Raw genomic sequence first — 21,498 nt, 5'->3', positions numbered from 1 at the left:
GGCCTCGGTCCCCGTCAGTCGACGCCAACTCTCGACGGGGCTTTATTACGCGCTCCAACGAGCGGCGGCGACGCGTACTCGTTCGGCTCGCTTTTTTTCCGACTTCGACCGTTTGATCGACATATGGGACGGCGGTCGCGGTCGTCTGACTCCGGTCCTGCCGATCGCTTCGGATCCTCCGGCACCGCCGGAGCCGACGGCGCTCCGGACGCGGTCGGGAGCGGAGCGCCGGTCGCCGCGAGCGACGGCGGCGTCGCCGACGCCGAGGCGGCCCGGAGCGGTTCGGACGGGTCGCGGGCGGCCGGCAGACCCGGCACCGCCGGCGTCCGCGTCGAGGTGGTCGTCCGCGACCCGACGCCGGCGCCGGTGGCGGCGGTGCTGCCGCCCGGCGCGGTCGCGGAGGACGTCGACCGCATCCGCGTCGACGACGGGGTGGTCTCGCAGTTCCGCGCCGACCGCGCCGTCGACGCCGAGCTCGTCTTCGACGGCGGCGACGAGTTCGTCTACCGCTGCCGGAGCAGGGCGCCGGGGCAGTTCCCCGCCGACGCGGTCGAGTCGCTCGGCTACCCGGTCTCGTCGGTGACGGTCCGGACGGCGCCCGACCGCGTCCGGCTCGGGCTGTCGCTGCCCGCGGCCGACCCGCTGGGCGACGTGATCGACGCGCTGGAGGCGACCGGCGAGTCCGCGCGGCTCGAACGGCTCACCAGCTCCGGCGGGGCCGACAGTCGATCGGACCCTGTCGTCGTCGACCGGGGGCGGCTCACGGACCGGCAGCGGGAGGTGGTCCGTACCGCTCAGCGCCTCGGCTACTTCGAACACCCCCGCGAGGCGAGCGCGACGGAGGTGGCCGACGCCATCGGCATCGCCCGCGCCACGTTCTCGGAACACCTCGCGGCCGCGCAGCGCCGCGTCTTCGAGGACCTCGTCGGCGGGTAGGTTCCCGCGCGCCGAGGGCGACCGCGGTATTGAAACCGTTCTGGCCCCGAGGAGAGGTATGTACCGGAGACGGTTCCTTCGACGGGCCGGCGCCGTCGGGAGCGCGGCGACGGCGGTTGGCCTCGCCGGATGCGCGGGCGTCGGCGGCGAACCCGACTTCGACGTGGGGATGCTCGCCGCCGCGTATCAGCCCCGAGAGATCACGGTCTCGGTCGGCGACACCGTCGTCTGGGAGAACACGAGCGCGCGGTCGCACACCGTCACCGCGACCGAGGGCGGACTGCCTGACGGCGCGGAGTTCTTCGCCTCCGGCGGCTTCGACGACTTCGAGACCGCCAAGGCGGCGTGGCAGTCCGACTTCGGCGGCATCCTGAGGAACGGCGACCGCTTCGAACACACCTTCACGGTCCCCGGCGCCCACGAGTACGTCTGTATCCCGCACCGCGAGGGCGGCATGTACGGGACCGTCGTCGTCGAGGAGTGAGCCGTGAGCCCGCCCGCCCCCCGCCGAAATCCATTCCCGCCCGCGTCACGAACGAGGGGTGACTGAGAGATGGACCTCTCGCCGCTCCTCGGGACCGACGTCCTGCTGTTCCTCGCGATCGGGCTGCTCGGCGGCGCCCACTGTATCGGCATGTGCGGCCCGCTCGTCACCGTCTACGCGAGTCGGATGGACGCCGACGGCGGCCGGACCGACGGCGGCGGGGCGGGCGCCGCGCGCACGGCGGACAGGGCGACCGGCCGCGAGGGGCACCTCACCACCTACGAGGTCCGCCAGCACACGCTGTTCAACCTCGGACGCGCGGCGAGTTACGCGACAATCGGAACGCTGCTGGGCGCGCTCGGCGGCGCGGTGTTCGTCACCACCGCGACCCTGACCGGCGCCGCCGAAACCGTCCGCGGCGGGGTCGGCCTCCTCGTCGGCGCGGCCGTCATCCTCGTCGGCGTCAGGTACCTCCTCGGCGGCGCGACCGGCGGGGTCCACCTCCCCGGGCTCGAACGCGTCACCGGGTGGCTCACCGGGTACGTCGACCGCCTCGCGAACGGCCCGGGGATCGTCGCGCTCGGCGCGGTCCACGGGCTGTTACCCTGTCCGATCCTCTACCCGGCGTACCTCTACGCGTTCGCCAGCGGCTCGGCGGTCGCCGGCGGCGTCGCGCTCGGCGCGCTCGGGCTCGGGACGATCCCGGCCGTCTTCGCCTACGGGACGCTGATCGAGAGCGTCGACCCCGTCCACCGCCGCCGGGTCCACCGGCTGCTCGGCGTCGCGTTCGTCGCGCTCGGCTACGTGCTGTTCGCTCACGGGCTGATGTCCGTCGGGATCCACGTGCCGCACCCGCGGCTCCCGTTCTGGAACCCGCTCGACGCCGGCATGGGGGGCATGTGAAATGAGCGGGGCCGCTCGACCGCCGGACGCGGGCGACGACCCCTCCGCGTGTACCCTCTGTGAGCTTCCGACCGAGGGCGTCGACGTCACCGACGGCGAGGGCAACCGCTTCTGTTGTACCGGCTGCCGCGACGTGTACGCCGCGCTCGGCGACGTCGACGTCGACGCCGACGCGGTCCGCGAGCGGCGGCAGGAACGCGGCGACGACGGTGCGGGCGGGCCTGACGACCCCGACGCCGAGGGCGGGTCCGGCGACCGCGACGTGCCCGAGGGTCACGAGGCGACGTTCCTGGAGGTCGACGGGATGCACTGCGCGACCTGCGAGGCGTTCATCGAGACGGTCGCGACCGACGCCGACGGCGTCAGCGGCGCGAGCGCGAGCTACGTCACCGACACGGTGCGGATCGACCACGACCCGGACGCGGTCACCATCGACGACCTCACCGAGACCGTGAGCGGGCTTGGATACAGCGCGTACGACCGCGACGACGCCTTCTCGCGCCGACAGGCGCGGAACATGGCGACGGCGCGGCTCGCCGCGGGCGTCCTCGTCGGGATGGCGGTCATGCTCCAGTACATCGTCCTCATCTACCCGACCTACTTCGCGTTCCCGTTCTACAACGAGCGCACGCTGGAGTACCTCAACCAGGCGATGGCCTCGACCTCCGGAACGTACTTCTTCATCGTCATCGGCGTCCTCACCACCATCGTCCTCTTTTTCACCGGGAAGCCGATCCTGCGGGGCGCGTACGTCAGCGCGAAGACGCGCTCGCCGAACATGGACCTCCTCGTCGCCATCGCGGCAGTGAGCGCCTACCTCTACAGCACGCTCGCGGTGATATTCGTCGAGTCGCCCTCGATATACTACGACGTGACCGTCGCCATCGTCGTCATCGTCACCGTCGGCAACCACTACGAGGACTCGGTGAAGGACCGCGCGACCGAACTGCTCTCCGAGGTCACCGCCGTCCAAGTCGACGACGCCCGGCGGCTGACCGCGGACGGGGAGCCGGAGTCGGTCGCCGTCGACGCGCTCGAACCGGGCGACCGGCTCCTCGTGCGCGCCGGCGAGCGGGTCCCGGTCGACGGCGAGGCGGTCGATGGCGACGCCGCGGTCGACGAGTCGGTCGTCACCGGCGAGTCGCTCCCGGTCCGGAAGGTCGCCGGCGACGCGGTCGTCGGCGGCTCCGTCGTCGCCGACGGGTCGCTCACGGTCGCGGTCGGCCCGGACGCGACCTCCAGCCTCGACCGCGTCGCGGAGCTGGTGTACGACCTCCAGAGCGGGAACCACGGCGTCCAGAAGCTCGCCGACCGGCTCGCGACGGTGTTCGTCCCCGCCGTCCTCGGCATCGCGGTCGTCGCCGCGGGCGCGTCGCTCGCGCTCGGCGGGGCACCGACCGACGCGATGCTCGTCGGGCTGACGGTGCTGATCGTCTCCTGCCCGTGCGCGCTCGGGCTGGCGACGCCGCTCGCGGTCGCCGCCGGCATCCGCGACGCGCTGGAGCGCAACATCGTCGTGTTCGACGACACCGTCTTCGAGCGGATCCGCGACGCGGACACGGTGGTCTTCGACAAGACCGGGACGCTGACCACCGGCGAGATGCGGCCGATCGCCCGCGAGGTCGACGACGACCTGCTCCGGCTCGCTGCCGCGCTCGAATCGCGCTCCGCGCACCCGGTCGGGCAGGCCGTCGCGGCGGCGCGAGCCGAGGTCGGCACCGAGGGCGCCGCGCCCGGCGGCGCGACCGGCGACGGCACCGGGCCGGCCGTCGCCGACGGCGGCGCGGAGGCGGTCGACGCCTCGACGGAGGGGCCGGACCCCTCGGCCGACGCGGGCGGGCCCGCGGTCGAGTCCTTCGAGGACCACGCCCGCGGCGTCTCCGGCGTCGTCGACGGGGTCGAGGTCGTCGTCGGCCACCCGGACCTGTTCGACGAGCGCGGGTGGACCGTCCCCGACGCGGTCCGCGAGGCGGTCGCCGACGCGCGGGACGTGGGGCGCGTCCCGGTCGCGGTCGGCCGCGACGGCGCCGCGGAGGGGTTCCTCGTGGTCGGCGACGAGCTCCGCGAGGGCTGGGAGGAGACGGTGACGGCGCTCGATCGCTCGGGCGTCGAGGTGATCGTCCTCACCGGCGACGACGAGCGCGCCGCGACTGTGTTCGCCGAGCACGCCGCCGTCTCGTCGGTGTTCGCCGGCGTGCCGCCCGAGGGGAAGGCCGAGGCGGTCGGGCGGCTGAAGGAGCGCGGCGTCACCGTGATGGTCGGCGACGGCACCAACGACGCGCCGGCGCTCGCGGCGGCCGACCTCGGGGTCGCGCTCGGCGGCGGCACCGCGATGGCGGCCGACGCCGCCGACGTGGCGATCGTCGACGACGAGCTCGGCTCCGTGGCGACCGTCTTCGAGCTCGCCCGGGCGGCCGGCCGGCGCGTGAAGGGGAACATCGGCTGGGCGTTCTGCTACAACGCGGTCGCCATCCCGCTCGCGGCGACCGGACTGCTGAACCCCCTTTTCGCCGCCGTCGCGATGGGGGCGTCGAGCCTCCTCGTGGTGACGAACTCCTCGCGGGCGCTGCTCGCGGACGACTGAGGGCGGCCCGTGACGCGGCCGCGCCCGCCCCTACCGCAAGCGACTTTCGGCTCACGCGAGTAGACCTGAGCGATGACAGACCAACAGCAGCAGCCCGCGACGCCGACGCGGAACGGAATGCCCGTTTTCGGGCTCGGCACGTGGGAGAACGACGACCCCGCCCAGTGTACCGAGTCGGTCGCGAACGCGCTCGACGCCGGCTACCGCCACGTCGACACCGCGCAGATCTACGGCAACGAGGCGGCCGTCGGCGACGGGATCGCGAAGAGCGACGTCGACCGCGACGACATCTTCCTCGCGTCGAAGGTGTGGATCGACGAGCTCGCGCCCGCGGACGTCGCCTCGTCGACCCGCGAGAGCCTCGACAAGCTCGGCGTCGACGCGGTCGATCTCATGTACGTCCACTGGCCGGCCGGAGAGTACGAGCCCGAGGAGACGCTGCCGGCGTTCGCCGAGCTCCGCGACGACGGCCTGATCGACCGCATCGGCGTCTCGAACTTCGAACCCGAACACCTCGACGCCGCGACGGACGCGCTCGGCGAGGCGCCGTTCGCGAACCAGGTCGAGATGCACCCGCTGCTCCGCCAGGAGGAGCTCCGCGACTACGCCGACGCCAACGGCATCGAACTCGTCGCCTACTCGCCGCTCGCCCGCGGGGAGATCCTCGACGACCCGGCGATCGCCGACATCGCCGAGAAGCACGGCGTCAGCGCGGCGCAGGTGAGCCTCGCGTGGCTGCGCGAGTCCGGCGTCACCGCCATCCCGAAGGCGACCGGGATCGACCACATCCGCGACAACCTCGCGAGCCTCGACCTCGAACTCGACGACGAGGACGTCGAGGCCATCGACACGCTCGGCCGGACCGACCGGCAGCTGAACCCCGACTTCGGGCCCGACTGGTAGGGCGTCCGGCTCACTTCGCCGCCCGCGGGAGCGACACCGTGATCCGGTTGCCGCGCTCGCGGCCGGCCGGATCGGAGTCGACCGCGACGTCCCCGTTGGACAGCTCCACGCTCCAGTAGACGACCCAGAAGCCGAGGCCGCTGCTGTGGTAGACGTGCGTCATGTCGTGGTCGCCGGTGAGCACGTCGGCCTCGACCGACGGTATCGCCGGGAGGTCGTCTTCGATCACGAGTTCGGCGCCGTCGTCGGTCCGACGCAGTCGGACCGTCACCGTCGGCCTCCCGTCGTCGCTGTGCTGAAACGGGTTCTCGAGGAGTTCGGTCACCGCCGACCGGAGTTCGCAGCGCCCGTCGACGGTGACCGCGTCGAGGCCGTCGACCGTGATCGACCCCTCGGGGTATCGGTCCCTGACGGTCTCGACGCACCCCTCGACCACGCTCCGGAGGTCGATCCGATCGGTCTCCCGCTGGTCGGTGATGAGATCGATGACCTCCCGTTCCTTCTCTGCGGTCTGGAGGAGGCGTTCGCCGACCCGTCGGATCACCGCCGTGTGTTCCGCCGCCTCCGGCACGTCGGCCTCGAGGTCCTCGACCGTCCCGAGGACGATGTTGAGTTCGTTCCGGAGGTTGTGGCGCAGGAGGTTGTCCATCACGACGAGCTGTCGTTCCCGACGGCGGCGGTCGGTGACGTCCTTGGTGAACCCCGTGATGCGGACGACCTCGCCGTCCTCGATTATCGGCTCGCCCTGGACCCACACCCACCGGTTGTAGTTCTCTTCGGGGTTCACCCGGTACTCAATATCGACGGAGTCGCCCGCGGCGAGCAGTTTCATCGCCTCCTCGACCGCGGGCCGGTCGTCCGGATGGACCGCGTCGAGGAACTTGTCCGGGTCGCCGCGGATCTCGTCAGTCGGTGTGCCGTATATGTCCTCGTACGCGGGGTTCACGAAGAGGAGCTCCGACCAGTCCGCGTCGAACATCCAGAGGACGTCGCCGGAGACCGCCGCGATTTCTTTGAGGTGGGAGGTGGCCTCCGCGCGCTGCCGCTCGGCGCGGACGCGGTCGGTCACGTCCCGCGAGCTGACGACGTACCCGTCGAGTTCGTCGTCGGTGAGATTCGACATCCGGCTCTCCAGCCAGACCCACGACCCGTCCGCAGTGCGGTGGCGGTACTCGACGGTCTCCTCGGCGAACCCGTCGCTGGTGATCGTTCGCTGGAACGCCGCACGGACCGCCTCACGGTCGTCCGGGTGTATGTACTCGAAGGCGACCTCGCCCACGAGCTCCGCCGGCGGGATGCCGAGAATCCGCTCTGAAGCCCCGTTGACGAACGTGAACCGACCTTCGTCGTCGACCAGGGCGATCTTGTCCTGGGCCTGATCGAGCAGCAGCCCGAGCGGTTCGGACCCGTTCATTCCCTCATGCTCCCACGCGTACGCGTATAATCGTCACGGCCGTTCGCGTCCGCCGGCGGTCACGGACGAACTACGCCACCGGAAGGGACCACGGCGTGTCGGGACGCGATCAGACGGTCCGAGTGGACCCCGTTCAGTCGTCGCTCGCCGAGAGCGCCTCTCGAATCTCTTCCAGCTTGAAATAGGATGCGAGACCGAGTATCGTCACGGGCCACAGACCGACGAACTGCCCGCGCTGCTTGTCGCCGCGCACGTAGTAGAAGTACAGCGCGAGCGCCACCGACCCCACGGACGCGAACACTGCGGGTCCGAGTCCGTCACTACCGACCTCTTCGACAACTTCTGCCGCCGTCTCTTCTGTTGTATCGCTCACATACGATTAACGCCCCAGACGGGCATATGTGTTTCCTTGCTGTGAGCCCTACTTCGGGCCGTATTCGTCTCACGTCGTCGGCGGCGGCGTCACGATGACCCCGACCGCTCGCTCCGAAACACGAGCACGAAGATCAGGACCGACAGCACGATCATGACCGCCGCGAACACGCGCTCGTCGTCTGTCACAGCGTCGACCGGATCTTGGAGCATACGTCCGGTACGGCCCCCACGCTAATGTATCTCGGTATCAGCGGCGAACGCGACTCGTCCCCGTCAACACTGGCGACTCCGCACGAGCGGACGCCGTCGCTCGGACCGCCGACGGCCGGCCCACCCTCCCGCGAACCGCACGAAACGATTTGAGGCCGCGGACCGTACTGCGAGCATGCGTGACATTAACCCGGACACGCTGATGCTGGTGGCGGGTGTGGCGATCTCACTGATCGCGCTCTTAGAGCTGTATCCGCTCTGGAAAAATCGGAGAGACGACCGACGGTGACGGCCGTCCCTTTCACACCGGACCCGCATTCGGCGGCCACGGCGCACCGACTCCCCGGCGGCCACGGCGACGGGCGTGCCGGTCCTGAGCGCGACACGGGGACCGGGCGGCGACCCTTCAGACGTGTTCCGCGAGGAAGTCGACGATCCCGCGGTACGCCTCGATCCGGTTGCCGAGCTTCGCGAACCCGTGTCCCTCGTCCTCGAAGATCAGTTTCCGCACCGGGACGCCCTGTTCGCGCGCCTCCTCGACGATCTGCTCCGCCTCGCCGACGGGCACCCGCGGGTCGTTCTCGCCGTGGAGGACGAACAGCGGGGCCGCGATCCGGTCGATGTTGTTGATCGGGGAGACGGACTCGAGGAACTCGCGGTCCGCGTCGAGCGAGCCGTACTCGGCCTCGCGCAGCGACCGCCGCCACTCCCCGGTGTTCTCCAAGAACGTCACGAAGTTCGCGATGCCGACGATGTCGACCCCGGCGGCCCACAGCTCCGGGTACTCGGTCAGCGACGCGAGCACCATAAACCCGCCGTAAGAGCCGCCCATCGCGACGACGCGGTCCGGGTCGACCTCGGGGTGGTCGTGGAGCCAGCCGACGCCCTCCCGGACGTCCTTCACCGAGTCCATCCGGTTCTCCACGTCGTCGAGCCCGGAGTACGCCTTCCCGTACCCCGAGGAGCCCCGGACGTTCGGTTCGAGGACCGCGTACCCGTTGTTCAGCAGGTACTGCGTCACAGAGGCGAAGGATGGCCGCCGCTGCGACTCCGGCCCGCCGTGGATGTCGACGACGACCGGGTACCCAGACTCCGGCGGCTCCGTCTCGGGCACGGAGAAGAACGCTGGGATCTCCCGGCCGTCGAACGTCGGGTAGTGGACCAGCTCGCGCTCGACGAACGTGTCCGCTGGGATCCCCGCGGTCGAGGCGCGCGTCCACCGCTCCGCCTCGCCGCTCGTCGCGTCGACGACGTGGACGTTCGCGTTGTGGGTGCTCCCCGTCGTCGTCACGGCGAACCGGTCGCCGTCGGGCCCGAAGCTCACGCCGCCGGCGACGCCGTCCGGGAGGTCCGGCTCCGGGAACTCGTCGATGCGGTCGGGGGCGACGAGTTCGCCCGCCGTGAGTTCGGTGTAGCCGTCGACGTTCCGGGAGTAGACCACCCGGCGGGAGGACTCGTCTATCGCGACGCCGTCGACGTTCCACTCGCCCCCGTCGGCGACGACGGCGAACTCGTCGGTCTCCAGGTCGATCCGCTCCAGGCGGAGCGTGTCGGTGTCGCGGTCGGTGACGAGGTACACGCTCTCGCCGTCGGGCCCCCACTCCGGACCGGCGTACCGCACGTCGCCCTCGTGGGGCGTGTGGTGGGTCAGGTCGCCGCTCGCGAGGTCGAGGGTGTACACGTCGTGGTCGAACGAGGAGTGCGCCTCGTGGACGATCAGCCGGTCGTCGCTCGGCGACCACCCGGCGACGGAGAGCCAGCCGTCCCCCTCGTGGACCAGTCCCGCGTCGTCGCCGGTCTCGTCGCGGGCCTGAACGTACACGTCGAAGACGGCCTCGTCGCGCCGGTTCGACGCGAACGCGAACCGGTCGCCCGCCGAGTCCCAGCCGCCCCACCGGTGTTTCGCCTCCGGCTTGGCCGTCAGCTCGGTGATCCCCCCCGACTCGTAGTTGAGCAGATACAGCTGCGCGCGCTCGTTGCCGCCCTCGTCCATTCCGAACACCGCTTCGGACCGCTCCGGCGAGGAGTCGACGAAGGAGACTGACTCCTCGAAGAACGTGTGCTGCTCGGGCCACGACTCGGGCCCGCGGACCGACCACACCTGCCCCGTGCCGGTCGTGTCGAGGAGGAACGACAGCCGACCGTCGGGGCCGAGGTCGGCGCCGCCCGCGTTCCGCACGTTGAGGTAGCGTTCGATGTCGTACTGTCGCATGACACTCGGTTCCGCGCCTGCCGTGAAACCGTTTCGGGTGACGGAACCCTCGCCGCGGTCCCGCGACTCCTCGAGATGCCGTGTCTTTTTACCGACTCCCCCCGTGCGGTCGGCGTATGCGCGTCGCGTTCGCCTCGCTCTTCGCCCCCGGACACGGGGAGACCCCGGCGCGAACGCGGACCCTGCGGACCGCCCGCGCGCTCGCCGACCGCGGCCACGACGTGGTCTGGCTCTGCGCACAGTGGTGGGGCGGCGACCACGACGCCTTCGAGGACGACGGGATCGAGTTCCGGGCGGTCACCGTCGAGCCCGCGCCGATCCCGTTCGCCGCGCGGCTCCCGGCCGCGGTCCGGCGCGCGGGAGCCGACGTGGTCCACGCGGTCAACAGCCCGCCGACGCCGGCGCTCGCCGCCACGGTCGCGGGGTCGCTCTCGCGGGTCCCGGTCGTCGTCGACTGGTGGCGCGACCACCCCGCCGACGCCCGCCGGTGGTACCGGCCGCTCGCCCGCCGCGCGGACGCGGTCTCGACCCCCTCGCGGACCACGAAGACCCGCGTCCGCGAGCACGGGGCGGACGGCGACGACGTGCGCGTGCTCCCCGAGAGCATCGACTTCGACGCGGTCGAGTCCGCCGGCGTCGACGACCGCTTCGACGCGGTGTACGCCCGGCGACTCGACCGCCACGCCAACGTCGAGACGTTCCTGCTCGGGCTCGCCGAGCTGCGCGGCCGCGACTGGACCGCGGCGGTGATCGGCGACGGCCCCGAGCGCGGCCGGATCGAGGCGACCGCCAGCAACCTCCGGATCGCCGACCGGGTCGAGTTCCTCGGCGACCTGCCGCTCGACGAGCGGCTCCCGATACTCAAGGGGACGCACGTCGCGGTCGCCACCGCCACGTGGGAGACGTTCGCGACCGACCTGCTGTGGGCGGTCGCGTGCGGCTGCGTCGCCCTCGTGGAGTACCAGGCCGACTCCAGCGCCCACGAGCTCGTCGAGGGGCGCGAGCGCGGGCGACTCGTCACGAGCCCGGCGGAGCTGGCCGACGAGTTCGTCGCGGTCGGCGACCTCGAACGCCGTGCGGTCGACCGCGAGTTCGCGTCGTTCGACCGCGAGGCGGTTATCGACCGGTACGTCGCGCTGTACGAGGAGCTCGTCGACGGGGAGTGACGGGACTGCGGGGTGACCCACGAACGGAGGAAGAACCGCGAACTGTCGGGAGGACCGCGGACCGGCGCGACGGACGGCGAGAGGGGAGCGACCGCCCGCTACGCCTGGTCCTGCCCGGTGATCGTGCCGCCGTACTTCATGAAGACGAACGCCAGCCCCAGCGTGCTCACCATCGCGATGAACGTCGCGATGCCGAGCGCGCGGGCGGCGTCCGGGACGAACACCGCGTTCGACCCGCCGCCGCCGACCTCGACGGTGGGGATGTCCTCGCCGACGGCGAGGCCGGCGTGCATGCCGACCGCGGTGTGGGGCACGCAGTGGTAGTGGGTGATCCCGGCGTCCTCGCTCGACGTCTCGTACTCGTACGTCGCTCCCTCCTCGCCGACGGGGTCGCCGCTGTCGAGGCTGGCCGGGCCGCCGCCCTCGACCGTCTGGACGTTGTGGGAGCCGCCGGCGCCCGTCCACTCCCAGGTGATCGTCGTCCCCTCGTCGACCCACACGAGTGTCGGGTCGAACGCGAGGCCTTGGTCGCCCGCCCCGACCGAGATGGTCACCGAGTCCTGACCGCGGGCGTCGGTGTACGACCCGACGTTCCCTTCGGTCGCGCTGGGCCAGTCGGGCTCCACTTCCTGTGCCGCCGCCGTCCCCGCCGTCGCCGTCGCCGCGCCGGCGGCGGCCGCCGCACCGCCGGCCGTCCGCATGAACGCGCGCCGAGAGACGTCGTCCGAACTCATACGAGGCGGTTCGTGGTGACCCGTAGTGAATATGTTGATCCGAACGCGGCGTCGACCCCGCTCTACTTATAAGAAATCGCCGCCTCGGCGGCCGGAAATCACAGCGAAATCTACCGCCGGATCCGGTCGAGGTCGTCGACGAAGGCCCGGAGCGCCGAGCGCGTCACGTGCGGCATACACACGACGCGGAGTTCGCCGGCGCCGGTCCGCGACACCTTCCAGCCGGCGTCGCGGAGCGACTCGAACTCCGACTCGGGCACGTCGGCCGCGACGAGCGGGAGCTCCGGCTCGACGACGCGGTAGCCGCGATCCGCGAGCTCGTCGGCGAGCCAGTCGGCGTTGTCGGCCGCGCGTTCGGCCGCCTCGCGGTATCCGTCGGGCCACAGCGCGTCCATCGCCGCGACGGCGCCCGCGACGCCCGCGCCGCTCCGGGTCCCGGTCAGCGTCGCCTGCGACCGGGACTCCAGGTAGGGGGTGTCGACCGCGAGCGCGTCGAGCGCGGCGTCCTCGCGCGCCAGCAGGCCGCCCGCCGGCACCGGGGCTTGCCCGTACTTGTGGGGGTCGATCGTCAGCGTGTCGACCGCGGCGTCGGCGAACGCCCACGCGTGGTCGGTGAACGGGAGGACGAACCCGCCCCACGCGGCGTCGACGTGGAACCGCGCCCCGACTTCCTCGGCGATCGCCGCCAGCTCGGGGATCGGGTCGACCCGCCCGTACTCCGTGCTGCCGGCGACGCCGACGACGAGTGCGGTCCCGTCGTTGACCGCGGCCGCGACGGCGTCGACGTCGGCCCGGAAGTCGTCGTCGAGGGGGACCGTCCGCAGCTCGACCCCGAGCACCTCCGCGGCCTTCGTGAACGAGAAGTGCGCGCTCGCCGGCGCGACGACGTTGACCTCGTTCCCGTCGCTCCCGCCGTGTCGGTTCCGCGCCGACCGCACCGCCTGGACGTTCGCCTCGGTGCCGCCGGAGGTGACGTACCCCGCGGCGTCGGCGGGGGCCGAGTGGGCCGCGAGCGTCGCGAGCCCCTCGACCGCCCGGGCCTCCAGCTCCGCCACCGACTCGTACGTCGCGGGGTCGCCGGGGTTCGTCGCGAGGAATCGCTCGGCGGCCGCGCGGGCGTCCGGGTGCGGCTCGGTACACATCGAGGAGAGCACCCGGTCGAACGACTGCGGCTCCGGTTCCGGCTGTCGCATCTGCCACCCTGTTACGTGGGGCGGCTCTTACCCGTTCCGCTCTCGGCGCCGGGAGAGAAACGCACCGCGAGCGGACTCAGCGGACCGAATCGAGTAGGAGACGCTGTTCGGTCCGCTTCACCTCGTGTTGGACGTCGCGGACCGCGTCGATGTTCGCCGAGATCGAGGAGACCCCCTTCTCGACGAGGAACTCGACCATCTCGGGCTTCGAGCCGGCCTGCCCGCAGATGCTCGTGTCGACGCCGAGCTCGCGGCACGTCTCGATGGTGTCGCCGATGAGCCGCAACACGGCGGGGTGGAGCTCGTCGAACCGGTCGGCGACGTGCTCGTTGTTGCGGTCGACCGCGAGCGTGTACTGCGTGAGGTCGTTGGTCCCGAAGGAGGCGAAGTCGATGCCCGCCTCGGCGAGCTCCTCGATCTGGAGCGCGCTGGCGGGCGTCTCGATCATCACGCCCCAGCGGTGCGTCTCGGGGTCGATCCCGGCCTCGCGCATGTGCCGCGCGATCCCCTCCACGTCGGCGGCGTCGTTGACCAGGGGGAACATCACCTCCAAATTGTCGTACCCCATGTCGTAGAGGCGCGCGAACGCGGCCAGCTCCTGCCGGAACGGCTCGGGCTTGTCGAGGCTCCGGCGGATCCCGCGCCAGCCGAGCATCGGGTTGTGCTCGGCCGGCTCGCCCTCGCCGCCCTCCAGCTCGCGGAACTCGTCGGTCGGCGCGTCGATGGTCCGGACGCGGACCGGTCGCGGGTAGAACTCGTCGGCGACGCGCCGGACGCCCTCGATCAGCTCGTCCTGATAGGCGCGGGCGCCGTGGTCGGCGATGTACGTCTCGGGCGTCTTCCCGAGCGACAGCACCATATGTTCGATCCGGAGCAGGCCGACGCCGTCGGCGCCCGTCGCCGCCGCGCGCTCGGCCGCCTCCGGGATCGAGACGTTCACCTTCACCTCCGTCGCCGTCATCGGCTTGACGGGGGTCTCGGGGCGCGCGGCCTCGACCGGCTCGAACTCCTCGCCCGGCTCGGCCGACTCGTCCTCGCCGGCCCGGAGCGTCCCCTTGTCACCGTCGAGCGTGACCTGTTGGCCGTCTTCGAGGACGCGGGTCCCGTTGCCCGTCCCGACGACCGCGGGGACGCCGAGCTCGCGGGAGATGATCGCGGCGTGGCTCGTCATCCCTCCCTCGTCGGTGACGATGCCGGCGGCGCGCTTCATCGCCGGCACCATGTCGGGCATCGTCATCTCCGTCACCATCACGTCCCCCTCCTGTACCTGATCGAGGTGGTCGAGCTTGTGGACGAGCCGGACGGCCCCGGAGACCACGCCCGGGCTGGCGCCGAGCCCGTCGACGAGCACGTCCGCGTCGTCGTCGCCGCCCCGCGCAGTCGTCGCGCCCTCGCCGTCGGCGGCCGCCGCGTCGGCGCCGCTCGCTCCGCCCTCGTCGCCGGCGTCCTCTCGGATCGTCGTGATCGGGCGCGACTGGAGCATGTATATCTCGCCGCCGTAGATCGCCCACTCGACGTCCTGCGGGGCGCCGTAGTGGTCCTCCACGCGCTCGCCGAGCTCGACGAGGTCGCCGATCTCCCCGTCCGAGAGGACCCGCTCGCTCCGCCGGTCCTCGTCGACGTCGAGCTGGACCGTCTCGCCGGTGTCGGGGTCTTTCACCATCTCGACCTTCTTGTCCGCGACGGTGACCTCGTCGACCGCGCCGCGCTCGCGGTCGTACACGTAGTTGTCGGGCGAGACGGTTCCGGAGACGACCGCCTCGCCGAGCCCCCACGCCGCCTCGATGGTGACCTGCGGGTCGCCCGTCGAGGGGTGGCTGGTGAACATCACGCCGGACTTCTCGGCGTCGACCATCCGCTGGACGACGACCGCGATGTCGACGTCCGCGTGCGGGAACCCGCGCTGCTGCCGGTAATAGATCGCGCGCTGGGTGAAAAGCGAGGCCCAGCACTCCTTGACGCGCCGGAGGAGGTCGTCCTCGCGGACGTTGAGGAACGTCTCCTGCTGGCCGGCGAACGAGGAGTCGGGGAGGTCCTCGGCGGTCGCGGACGAGCGGACCGCGACGAACGCCTCCTCGCCGTCCTCGCCCATCGCCCGGTACTGCTCCAGTATCTCCTCGCGGACCTCCTCGGGGAACGGGGTGTCGAGGATCAGCCGCTCGGCGGTCGCCTCGGCCTCGCGGAGGGCGGCGGAGTCCTCCGGGTCCACGTCGACCGCGTCGAACAGCTCGTCGTCGATCCCGGCCTCCTCGATGAACGTTCGATACGTGCCCGCGGTGACGGCGAACCCCGGCGGCACCGGGAGCCCCGCACCGATGAGTTCGCCGAGCGACGCGGCCTTCCCGCCGACGGTCCCGACGTCGTCGGCGTCGACGTCCTCCAGCAAGAGTACTGCCATTCGTGTACCCGGAGGATCCGCGAGGCGACCTATGAAGCTTCCGGCATGAGAAACGGTGAATAAAACACAACTCGGGACCGAGTTGTCTCCGACGGCGCAGCATGGGGGATCGTCCCGGACGCGAACCCGCGAACGAGCGACGGGCACCGTGCGGTAGCCCGACCGGAAACAGTTCGTCGACGACTGAACACCGATCGTCCGTCAAAACGAGGGCCGGAGCGTCGGGGACAGCGAACCGGATACCGGTTCGTACAACCTCGTAATCGATGAATCGGCCTATACTTACCTCCCGTTCCGCGTTCGGATCCCGTAACGAGTTACAGGGGCTGTAACAGCATTCCGGACGACTGTCCTCGGCTCGGAGTTCGCGTCGTCAGCTCTCGTCGAGCCGCCGACGCTCGTCGCGCAGCAGTCGCTCCCAGAGCCCGAACAGGGCGCTGTCGAGGTCGTACGCCTCGTCGACGCGCCGGACCCAGCGGTCGTCGGCGAACAGGTGCCGCTGGAACCGACGCACGTCCGGCGAGAGGTGGTCCCGATCGCCGCCGTAGTACGACAGCGACTCCTCGCGGGTCCGCGCGATAAGGTCGGCGGGCACGTCGATGCCGTCCGCGGCCGCGACGTGGACGAACCACTCTAAGTGGAGCAGCGAGTCGGCGAGCAGGAACCGCCCGCGGAAGCCGGAGGCCCGCGACAGCGCCGGCGCGCCGTCGATCCGCACGTCGGCCGGCCGCGAGAACCGCGGCGCGGTCGCGGTCACGGACGCCCGGTCGGCGACCGCGCCGGCGACTCGGCGCAGCCGCCAGTCGCAGTACCGCACCGGCGCGATGAGCGCGAGCTCGTACCACGTCGGCAGCCACTCGCAGTACGGCTCCGAGAACGCCCCGTCCGCGAGCAGCGTCGCCGCGACCGACCGGGCCTCGTCCGGCGTCAGTTCGTCGGGGGCCGTCCGGAGGCGGCGCTCGACTCGGTCGCCGTTGAGGCTGTCGACGCCCGAAAAGCCCATTCCCTCGGCGACGCCGGCTGTGTACGCGCGGCCGGCGGCGTACCAGCTCGCGAAGTCGGCGGTCGTCGTCAGCCGCAGCAGTCGGAGGACCGTGATACTGACATGACGGGCCGGGCCGGAATAACCGTTCGGTCAGCGGTCGACCGCGCCCCCACTCACCGCACCGTCCCCGGCCGCCGCGTCGGCGTCGTCCCCGTCCGGTTCGGCCGATCCGTCGAGCGCGTCGTCGAGCCCCCACTCGGCCGCGCGGTCGCGGGCCTCGGCTCGCGCCTGCTCGCGGATCGCATCGATCCGGTCGTCGTCCGCGAGGAAGGCGGCGACGGCGTCGTCCTCGTCGTCGCCGTCGCGCAGTCGCTCTCCGGGCGCCGCGTCGCGGGTCCGCTCGGCGAGGTCGGCGTCGTCGGCCAGCTCGGTCGCGGCCGCGTCGGGCGCGACCCGCAGCGACTCCTCCTCGTGGGCCGCCGCCAGTCCGCTCCGGTCGACGGCGTACAGCTCGACGCGGTAGGGGCCGGGGACCGCGAGCTCCGCGAGCGCGTCCGGCCCGCCGCTGTCCGTCACCGTGTTGTACGCCAGCACGGGCACGCCGTCCTCGAAGGTGAGGACGCCGCGTGCCTTGCCCGAGAGCAGCAGCGTCTCCTGCGGGACGAGCGTCGCGTAGCCGGTCAGCCCGCGGTCGAGCGCGCGCGACAGCGTCGTTCCCACGTCGGAGACTACCCGCGAGCGCAGGAGCGTCCCCCGCGGGACGGTGAGGGTCGGCGACGCCGACCCGTCGCCCTCCGGGCTTCCGCTCATGGCGTGTCGGGCACGACCGCGCTGCGGAACCGGTCGGCGACCGCGTCGCCGTCGCCGTCGCGCACGTCGAGCCGGTCGGCGGCCCGCCGGTAGCGCGCGGCGGCCTCGCTCTCCGGCGCGTGCGCGATCAGCGGCTCGCCGGCCCGGCGCGCCGCGCGGACCGCGTCGCTCTCGGGGACGTTCGCGAGGACGGGGCCGCCGAAGTGGCGCTCCGCCTGCGCGGCGACGTCGTCGGCCCCGCCTCTGACCTTGTTGAACAGGACGCCGGCCGTCTCCGTGCCGTACGAGCGCGCGTACTCCTGGACCTTCAGGCCGTCAGAGAGCGCGGGGATCGTCGGCTCGACGACGACGACGACGCGGTCCGCGAGGACGACCGGCAGCACGGCGGACTTCGAGCCCAGCGCGGCGGGCGAGTCGAGCAGGAGCACGTCGGTGTCGCGCGCGAGCTCGGCCACCACGTCGCGGAGCCGCTCCGGCTCCGCGGCCTCGAAGCCCGCGAGCGAGGTGCCACAGGGGACGACCGAGAGTCCGAACCGCTCGTAGGTCGCCTCGTTCACGTCCGTCGCGGTGCCCTCGACGAGGAGGTCGTGAAGGGTAACCGCCGCGTCGTCGAGCCCGGCGTGAAAGAGGAGGTTCGCCATGCCGGTGTCGGCGTCCACGACGGTCACGTCGTGGTCGGCCGCGAGCGCCATCCCGAGCGCGAGCGTGCTCGTCGTCTTCCCCGTGCCGCCCTTCCCGCTGGCGACCGCGAACGCCTCGACCATACGCCCGGTCGCCCGGCGGTCCGAATAAATCCTCTTCATCGCGCTCGCCCGCTTCGCTCCTCGGCCGTGTCGGCGGCAGCGCTTTTGATCCCGCGGCGCGATGGGAGCACCATGGCCGAGACGATAGCCGCCGACGAGTTCCGCGACAGGATCGACGAGCGACGGCGCGGCGAGCGCTCGTTCGCCGTGGTCGACACGCGACCCGAGGAGAGCTTCGCGGGGTGGCGCGTGGCGGACGCGGTCCACTACTTCTACAAGCCGTTCCACGAGTTCGACGTCGACGACTTCGAACGCGAGACCGGGCTCTCGCCCGACGACAGCGTAATCACGCTGTGCGCGAAGGGGAAGGCCTCCGACGACTTCGCCGCCGAGCTCGACGCCGCGGGGTACGAGGACGTGACCGTCGTCGCCGACGGCATGCGCGGCTGGTCCGCGGTGTACGACAGCACCGAGGTCCCGCTCGGCGACCCGCCCGACGCGGCCCCGCCGCTCGACCTCGTCCAGGTCCAGCGCCGCGCGAAGGGGTGTCTGGGCTACCTCGTGGTCGGCGGTCGCGAGCCGGGCGACGCGGATCACGTTCCTGCCGACCGATCCGACGCCCGGGACGGCTCCGACCGCGTCGCCGTCGCTATCGACGTCTCTAGACACGGCGACGAGTGGGTCGAGGCGGCCGCCGAACGCGGCGCGTCGATCGCGGCCGCCGTCGACACGCACGTTCACGCGGACCACCTCTCGGGCGGCCGGGCGCTCGCTGACGACCTCGGTGTCCCGTACTACCTGCCCGCCGCGGCCGCTGCCCGCGACGTGGCCTCCGAGTTCGAGCCGATCGAACGCAACGAGACGCTGGACGCCGGCGGCGTCGACCTGAAGGCGCTCGCGACGCCCGGGCACACCGACGACGGCGCGAGCTACCTCGTCGGCGACGCGGCGGTGCTCACGGGCGACACGCTGTTCACCGACAGCGTCGGCCGGACGGAGCTCCAGTTCTCGGCGGACGACGGCGGCGAGGGCGGCGCGGACGGTGGAGGCGTCTCGGACGGGGGTGCCGCGGGCGCGGCCCGTCGGCTGTACGACTCGCTCCACGGGACGCTGCTCGCGCAGCCGGACGGCGTCGTCGTCTGCCCGGGCCACTTCGCCGTCGCGAACGACGGCTCGACCGGGGAGGTCGAGCCCGGCGAGCCCGTCTTCACGACGGTCGGCGCCGCGCGCGGCGAGATCGACGTCCTCGGCCTCGACGCGGACGACTTCGTCGAACGGATCACGCGGACGCTGCCGGAGAAGCCGCCGAACTACGAGTCGGTGATCGCGGCCAACCGCGGGGTCGAGTCGCCGGCGGACGAGACCGCCGCGATCGAACTCGAACTCGGTCCGAACCGCTGCGCCGCCGAGCCGGACGCCGGCTCCCCCGCGGACGACGACTGACGCGTCGCGCCGGACCGCTCACTCGTCGTGGATGAAGACGAGCCGCTTCGACTCCGTGTTGACGAGACAGAGGTCGATCCCGTCGCGGGTGGCGCCGATCTGCTGCCAGCCGTGGTCGCTGACGAACAGCGTCTGGAAGACGCCGCGGTCGCAGTCCGGGTTCGGACAGCCGACCCCCGCGGCGTTCTTGTAGACGGTGGTCCCGCCGCCCGAACTCTGTCGTACCAGCCCGTCGGTCAGCGACCGGAACTCCTCGGCGGACATCGGACTCTCGGCGTCGTCGTCTCCCATGTCTCTGCGTTCGCGGGCGACCGTCTAAAAACCGCCTGCCCGTGGCAACAGGTGACACAGTGTCGGTCCGAAACGGCCTCCGCGCTCACTCCGCGTCGCCTTTCGCCCGCTCCGCGTGCGCGTCCGCGAGCCGCGTCGGCTCGGGGAGCTTGTAGCCCGCGCACAGCGCCGCGACGAGGTCGACGGCGCTCTCCGCGGACACGCGGTGCCCGGGACTGACGTAGAGGGGGTTCACCCGCCTGCTGTTCGGGTACTGGCGTGACTGGAACGCGTGGCCGATCACCGTCCCCGGCTCGGCCGTCGTCACCGCGTCGTCCGCGCGGATCGGCGTCCGCCAGCCCGCGGGGCGCTCGGCCGTCGGCTCGTCGGGTTCGCCGCAGAGGAGGCTCTTCGCGACGCCGACGCTCGGCACGTCGCACAGGACGCCGACGTGCGTCGCGAGCCCCGCCTCCCGGAAGTGGATCCGGCCGGAGCCGTCGCAGACCAGCAGATCGGCCTCGGCGTCGAGCGCGTCGAGCGCGGCCAGTATCGGCTCGCCCTCCCGGAACGCGAGCAGGCCCGGAATGTACGGGATCGACAGCGGCGTGGTCGCGCTCGCGTACTCGACCACGGTCCCGTCGCGGAACGCAACCGCAGCGGAGACGGCGGCGTCGGGACGGTCGCCCGCGCGGTCGGTGCGGAACGCTTGGTCGACGCCGACGACGGTGGGCACACCGGACTCCTCCACCGCGCCGCCGGTACCGGGGAGCGTCTCGTTCGCGACCGCGTCCGGGCGAGCCGGCGGGAGGCCGTCGGCGAGCGAGGCGGCCGACTCGACCGCGACGGCGGCCGGGTCGAGCGCGTGGTCGTCGTCGAACGCCGCGGCCGCCGCGATCTCGCGCTGGAGCGACTCCATCTCCTGCCGCGACAGCGACGGGTCGGGACGGAGATCGGGCCGCGCGAGGTCCATTAGAAGCGTCCGCCCGGACCGCCGGGGCCTCCCGGACCCCCGGGACCGCGGGCGCCGCCCATCGAGACGCCGCCCATGCCGCCCGCGGAGCGGGCGAGCCCCTCGTTGCGCTTGCCGAACGCGAGCCCGATGGCGAACCCGATCAGGTGCGCGAGGTGCGCGATGCCGCCCACGCCGCCCGTGCCGCTCGTGACCACGAGCAGCGCGGAGACGACCGCGATCCCCCACGTGAGGTACTTGATCTTCATCGGGATGACGAAAAAGAGGAGGACCTGCATGTTCGGCCGCCAGACGGTGAGGACGCCGAGGATCGCGAAGCCGGCGCCGCTGGCGCCGAGGACCCCCGTCGGCGGGGCGTTCGTCGCGATCGCGAAGAGGACGTGGCCGAGCCCCGCGGCGATCCCCGCCCCGAAGAAGAACGCCGCGAACCGCTTCGACCCGACGGCGCGCTCGACGAGGGGGCCGAAGAACAGGATGACCACGCTGTTGCCGATGATGTGGAACAGCTGTCCCGGGGCGTGCGAGAACACCGAAGTCACCCACGTCCAGACGTTCGTGACCGCCTCCGACTGGAGCACGAACAGGGTGTTGTGGAGCGATTGGCCGCCGACGAACAGCGCGACCCACTGCGCGACAAACGTGACCCACATCGCCAGCAGGATCGCGTACGTCGCGTTGTTGCGGAAGAAGCTCACGAACCCGCCGGTGCCGGTCTCGCGGTCGACCCGACGCTTGATGCGGTCGACGACTCCGCCCCCGCCGCCC

20 protein-coding genes are annotated in these 21,498 nt (G+C 71.9%); 7 read left to right on the top strand and 13 right to left on the bottom strand.

Annotated features, from left to right (window positions below; genetic code table 11):
• The first annotated feature begins 123 nt into the window (after positions 1-123).
• The 5 genes from Z052_RS12035 (at position 124) to Z052_RS12015 (ending at position 5,810) form a co-directional block, all read left to right on the top strand.
• Positions 124-936 carry a helix-turn-helix domain-containing protein gene (locus Z052_RS12035; RefSeq protein ID WP_089307941.1) on the top strand — a complete coding sequence of 271 codons (813 nt, stop codon included), beginning with the start codon at positions 124-126 and terminating at the stop codon, positions 934-936.
• A 58-nt stretch (positions 937-994) separates the two neighbouring features.
• Positions 995-1,420 (top strand): plastocyanin/azurin family copper-binding protein, encoded by a 426-nt coding sequence (locus Z052_RS12030; RefSeq protein ID WP_094519383.1) that lies wholly within the window; start codon positions 995-997, stop codon positions 1,418-1,420.
• 69 nt (positions 1,421-1,489) lie between these two features.
• The gene (locus tag Z052_RS12025) at positions 1,490-2,323 is read left to right on the top strand and encodes a sulfite exporter TauE/SafE family protein (protein WP_049932459.1); all 834 of its coding nucleotides are present in this window, start codon (positions 1,490-1,492) and stop codon (positions 2,321-2,323) included.
• 1 nt (position 2,324) lies between these two features.
• Positions 2,325-4,907, top strand: a complete 2,583-nt coding sequence (locus Z052_RS12020; RefSeq protein ID WP_086216963.1) for a cation-translocating P-type ATPase — start codon at positions 2,325-2,327, stop codon at positions 4,905-4,907.
• A gap of 117 nt (positions 4,908-5,024) precedes the next feature.
• Entirely contained in the window at positions 5,025-5,810 is a 786-nt protein-coding gene (locus Z052_RS12015; protein ID WP_094495235.1) for an aldo/keto reductase, read from the top strand.
• 10 nt (positions 5,811-5,820) lie between these two features.
• Here Z052_RS12015 and Z052_RS12010 read toward each other — a convergent pair whose 3' ends face one another.
• From Z052_RS12010 to Z052_RS12000, 4 genes are all read right to left on the bottom strand, one after another.
• Complete coding sequence (locus Z052_RS12010) at positions 5,821-7,224, bottom strand: PAS domain-containing sensor histidine kinase (protein WP_176454912.1); 1,404 nt, start codon at positions 7,222-7,224, stop codon at positions 5,821-5,823.
• 133 nt (positions 7,225-7,357) lie between these two features.
• Positions 7,358-7,597, bottom strand: coding sequence for a hypothetical protein (locus tag Z052_RS12005; RefSeq protein ID WP_049932464.1), 240 nt, complete (start codon positions 7,595-7,597; stop codon positions 7,358-7,360).
• Between the two features lie 89 nt (positions 7,598-7,686).
• A complete protein-coding gene (locus Z052_RS21245; RefSeq protein WP_254921814.1) occupies positions 7,687-7,809 on the bottom strand; it encodes a hypothetical protein in 123 nt (40 codons plus the stop codon).
• Between the two features lie 406 nt (positions 7,810-8,215).
• Positions 8,216-10,021: a S9 family peptidase gene (locus Z052_RS12000; protein WP_094519382.1), complete on the bottom strand. Its 1,806-nt coding sequence runs from the start codon at positions 10,019-10,021 to the stop codon at positions 8,216-8,218.
• 116 nt (positions 10,022-10,137) lie between these two features.
• On the opposite strand from Z052_RS12000, the gene Z052_RS11995 reads away from it, so the two are divergent.
• Positions 10,138-11,187, top strand: coding sequence for a glycosyltransferase (locus Z052_RS11995; RefSeq protein WP_094519381.1), 1,050 nt, complete (start codon positions 10,138-10,140; stop codon positions 11,185-11,187).
• A 98-nt stretch (positions 11,188-11,285) separates the two neighbouring features.
• Here Z052_RS11995 and Z052_RS11990 read toward each other — a convergent pair whose 3' ends face one another.
• The 6 genes from Z052_RS11990 to Z052_RS11965 form a co-directional block, all read right to left on the bottom strand.
• Positions 11,286-11,921, bottom strand: coding sequence for a halocyanin domain-containing protein (locus Z052_RS11990; RefSeq protein ID WP_049932469.1), 636 nt, complete (start codon positions 11,919-11,921; stop codon positions 11,286-11,288).
• Positions 11,922-12,031: 110 nt separating this feature from the next.
• The gene (gene mfnA / locus Z052_RS11985) at positions 12,032-13,114 is read right to left on the bottom strand and encodes a tyrosine decarboxylase MfnA (RefSeq protein WP_089307937.1); all 1,083 of its coding nucleotides are present in this window, start codon (positions 13,112-13,114) and stop codon (positions 12,032-12,034) included.
• 76 nt (positions 13,115-13,190) lie between these two features.
• Positions 13,191-15,512 carry a phosphoenolpyruvate synthase gene (gene ppsA / locus Z052_RS11980; RefSeq protein WP_086216187.1) on the bottom strand — a complete coding sequence of 774 codons (2,322 nt, stop codon included), beginning with the start codon at positions 15,510-15,512 and terminating at the stop codon, positions 13,191-13,193.
• Between the two features lie 373 nt (positions 15,513-15,885).
• Positions 15,886-16,515, bottom strand: a complete 630-nt coding sequence (locus Z052_RS11975; RefSeq protein ID WP_094519380.1) for a hypothetical protein — start codon at positions 16,513-16,515, stop codon at positions 15,886-15,888.
• A gap of 132 nt (positions 16,516-16,647) precedes the next feature.
• On the bottom strand, positions 16,648-17,307 hold the full coding sequence (locus Z052_RS11970; RefSeq protein WP_049932476.1) for a hypothetical protein: 660 nt from the start codon (positions 17,305-17,307) through the stop codon (positions 16,648-16,650).
• Positions 17,304-18,071 carry an AAA family ATPase gene (locus Z052_RS11965; RefSeq protein ID WP_089307936.1) on the bottom strand — a complete coding sequence of 256 codons (768 nt, stop codon included), beginning with the start codon at positions 18,069-18,071 and terminating at the stop codon, positions 17,304-17,306. Before Z052_RS11965 ends, Z052_RS11970 begins: the two co-directional genes overlap by 4 nt.
• A 111-nt stretch (positions 18,072-18,182) precedes the next feature.
• On the opposite strand from Z052_RS11965, the gene Z052_RS11960 reads away from it, so the two are divergent.
• Complete coding sequence (locus Z052_RS11960) at positions 18,183-19,493, top strand: rhodanese-like domain-containing protein (protein ID WP_094519379.1); 1,311 nt, start codon at positions 18,183-18,185, stop codon at positions 19,491-19,493.
• An 18-nt stretch (positions 19,494-19,511) separates the two neighbouring features.
• On the opposite strand, the gene Z052_RS11955 is transcribed toward Z052_RS11960, so the two are convergent.
• The 3 genes from Z052_RS11955 to Z052_RS11945 form a co-directional block, all read right to left on the bottom strand.
• Positions 19,512-19,784: a hypothetical protein gene (locus tag Z052_RS11955; protein WP_004596496.1), complete on the bottom strand. Its 273-nt coding sequence runs from the start codon at positions 19,782-19,784 to the stop codon at positions 19,512-19,514.
• Positions 19,785-19,869: 85 nt separating this feature from the next.
• Positions 19,870-20,733: an endonuclease V gene (locus Z052_RS11950; protein ID WP_049932480.1), complete on the bottom strand. Its 864-nt coding sequence runs from the start codon at positions 20,731-20,733 to the stop codon at positions 19,870-19,872.
• The coding region (locus tag Z052_RS11945; protein ID WP_099289054.1) for a rhomboid family intramembrane serine protease at positions 20,733-21,498 on the bottom strand (766 nt) is incomplete at its 5' end. The genes Z052_RS11945 and Z052_RS11950, both read right to left, overlap by 1 nt.

Source organism: Halorubrum sp. C191, from assembly GCF_002727095.1.
Taxonomy (GTDB): domain Archaea; phylum Halobacteriota; class Halobacteria; order Halobacteriales; family Haloferacaceae; genus Halorubrum; species Halorubrum ezzemoulense.
Note: the sequence above shows the minus strand (reverse complement) of the source record. Positions and strands in the feature narration are given on the sequence as shown.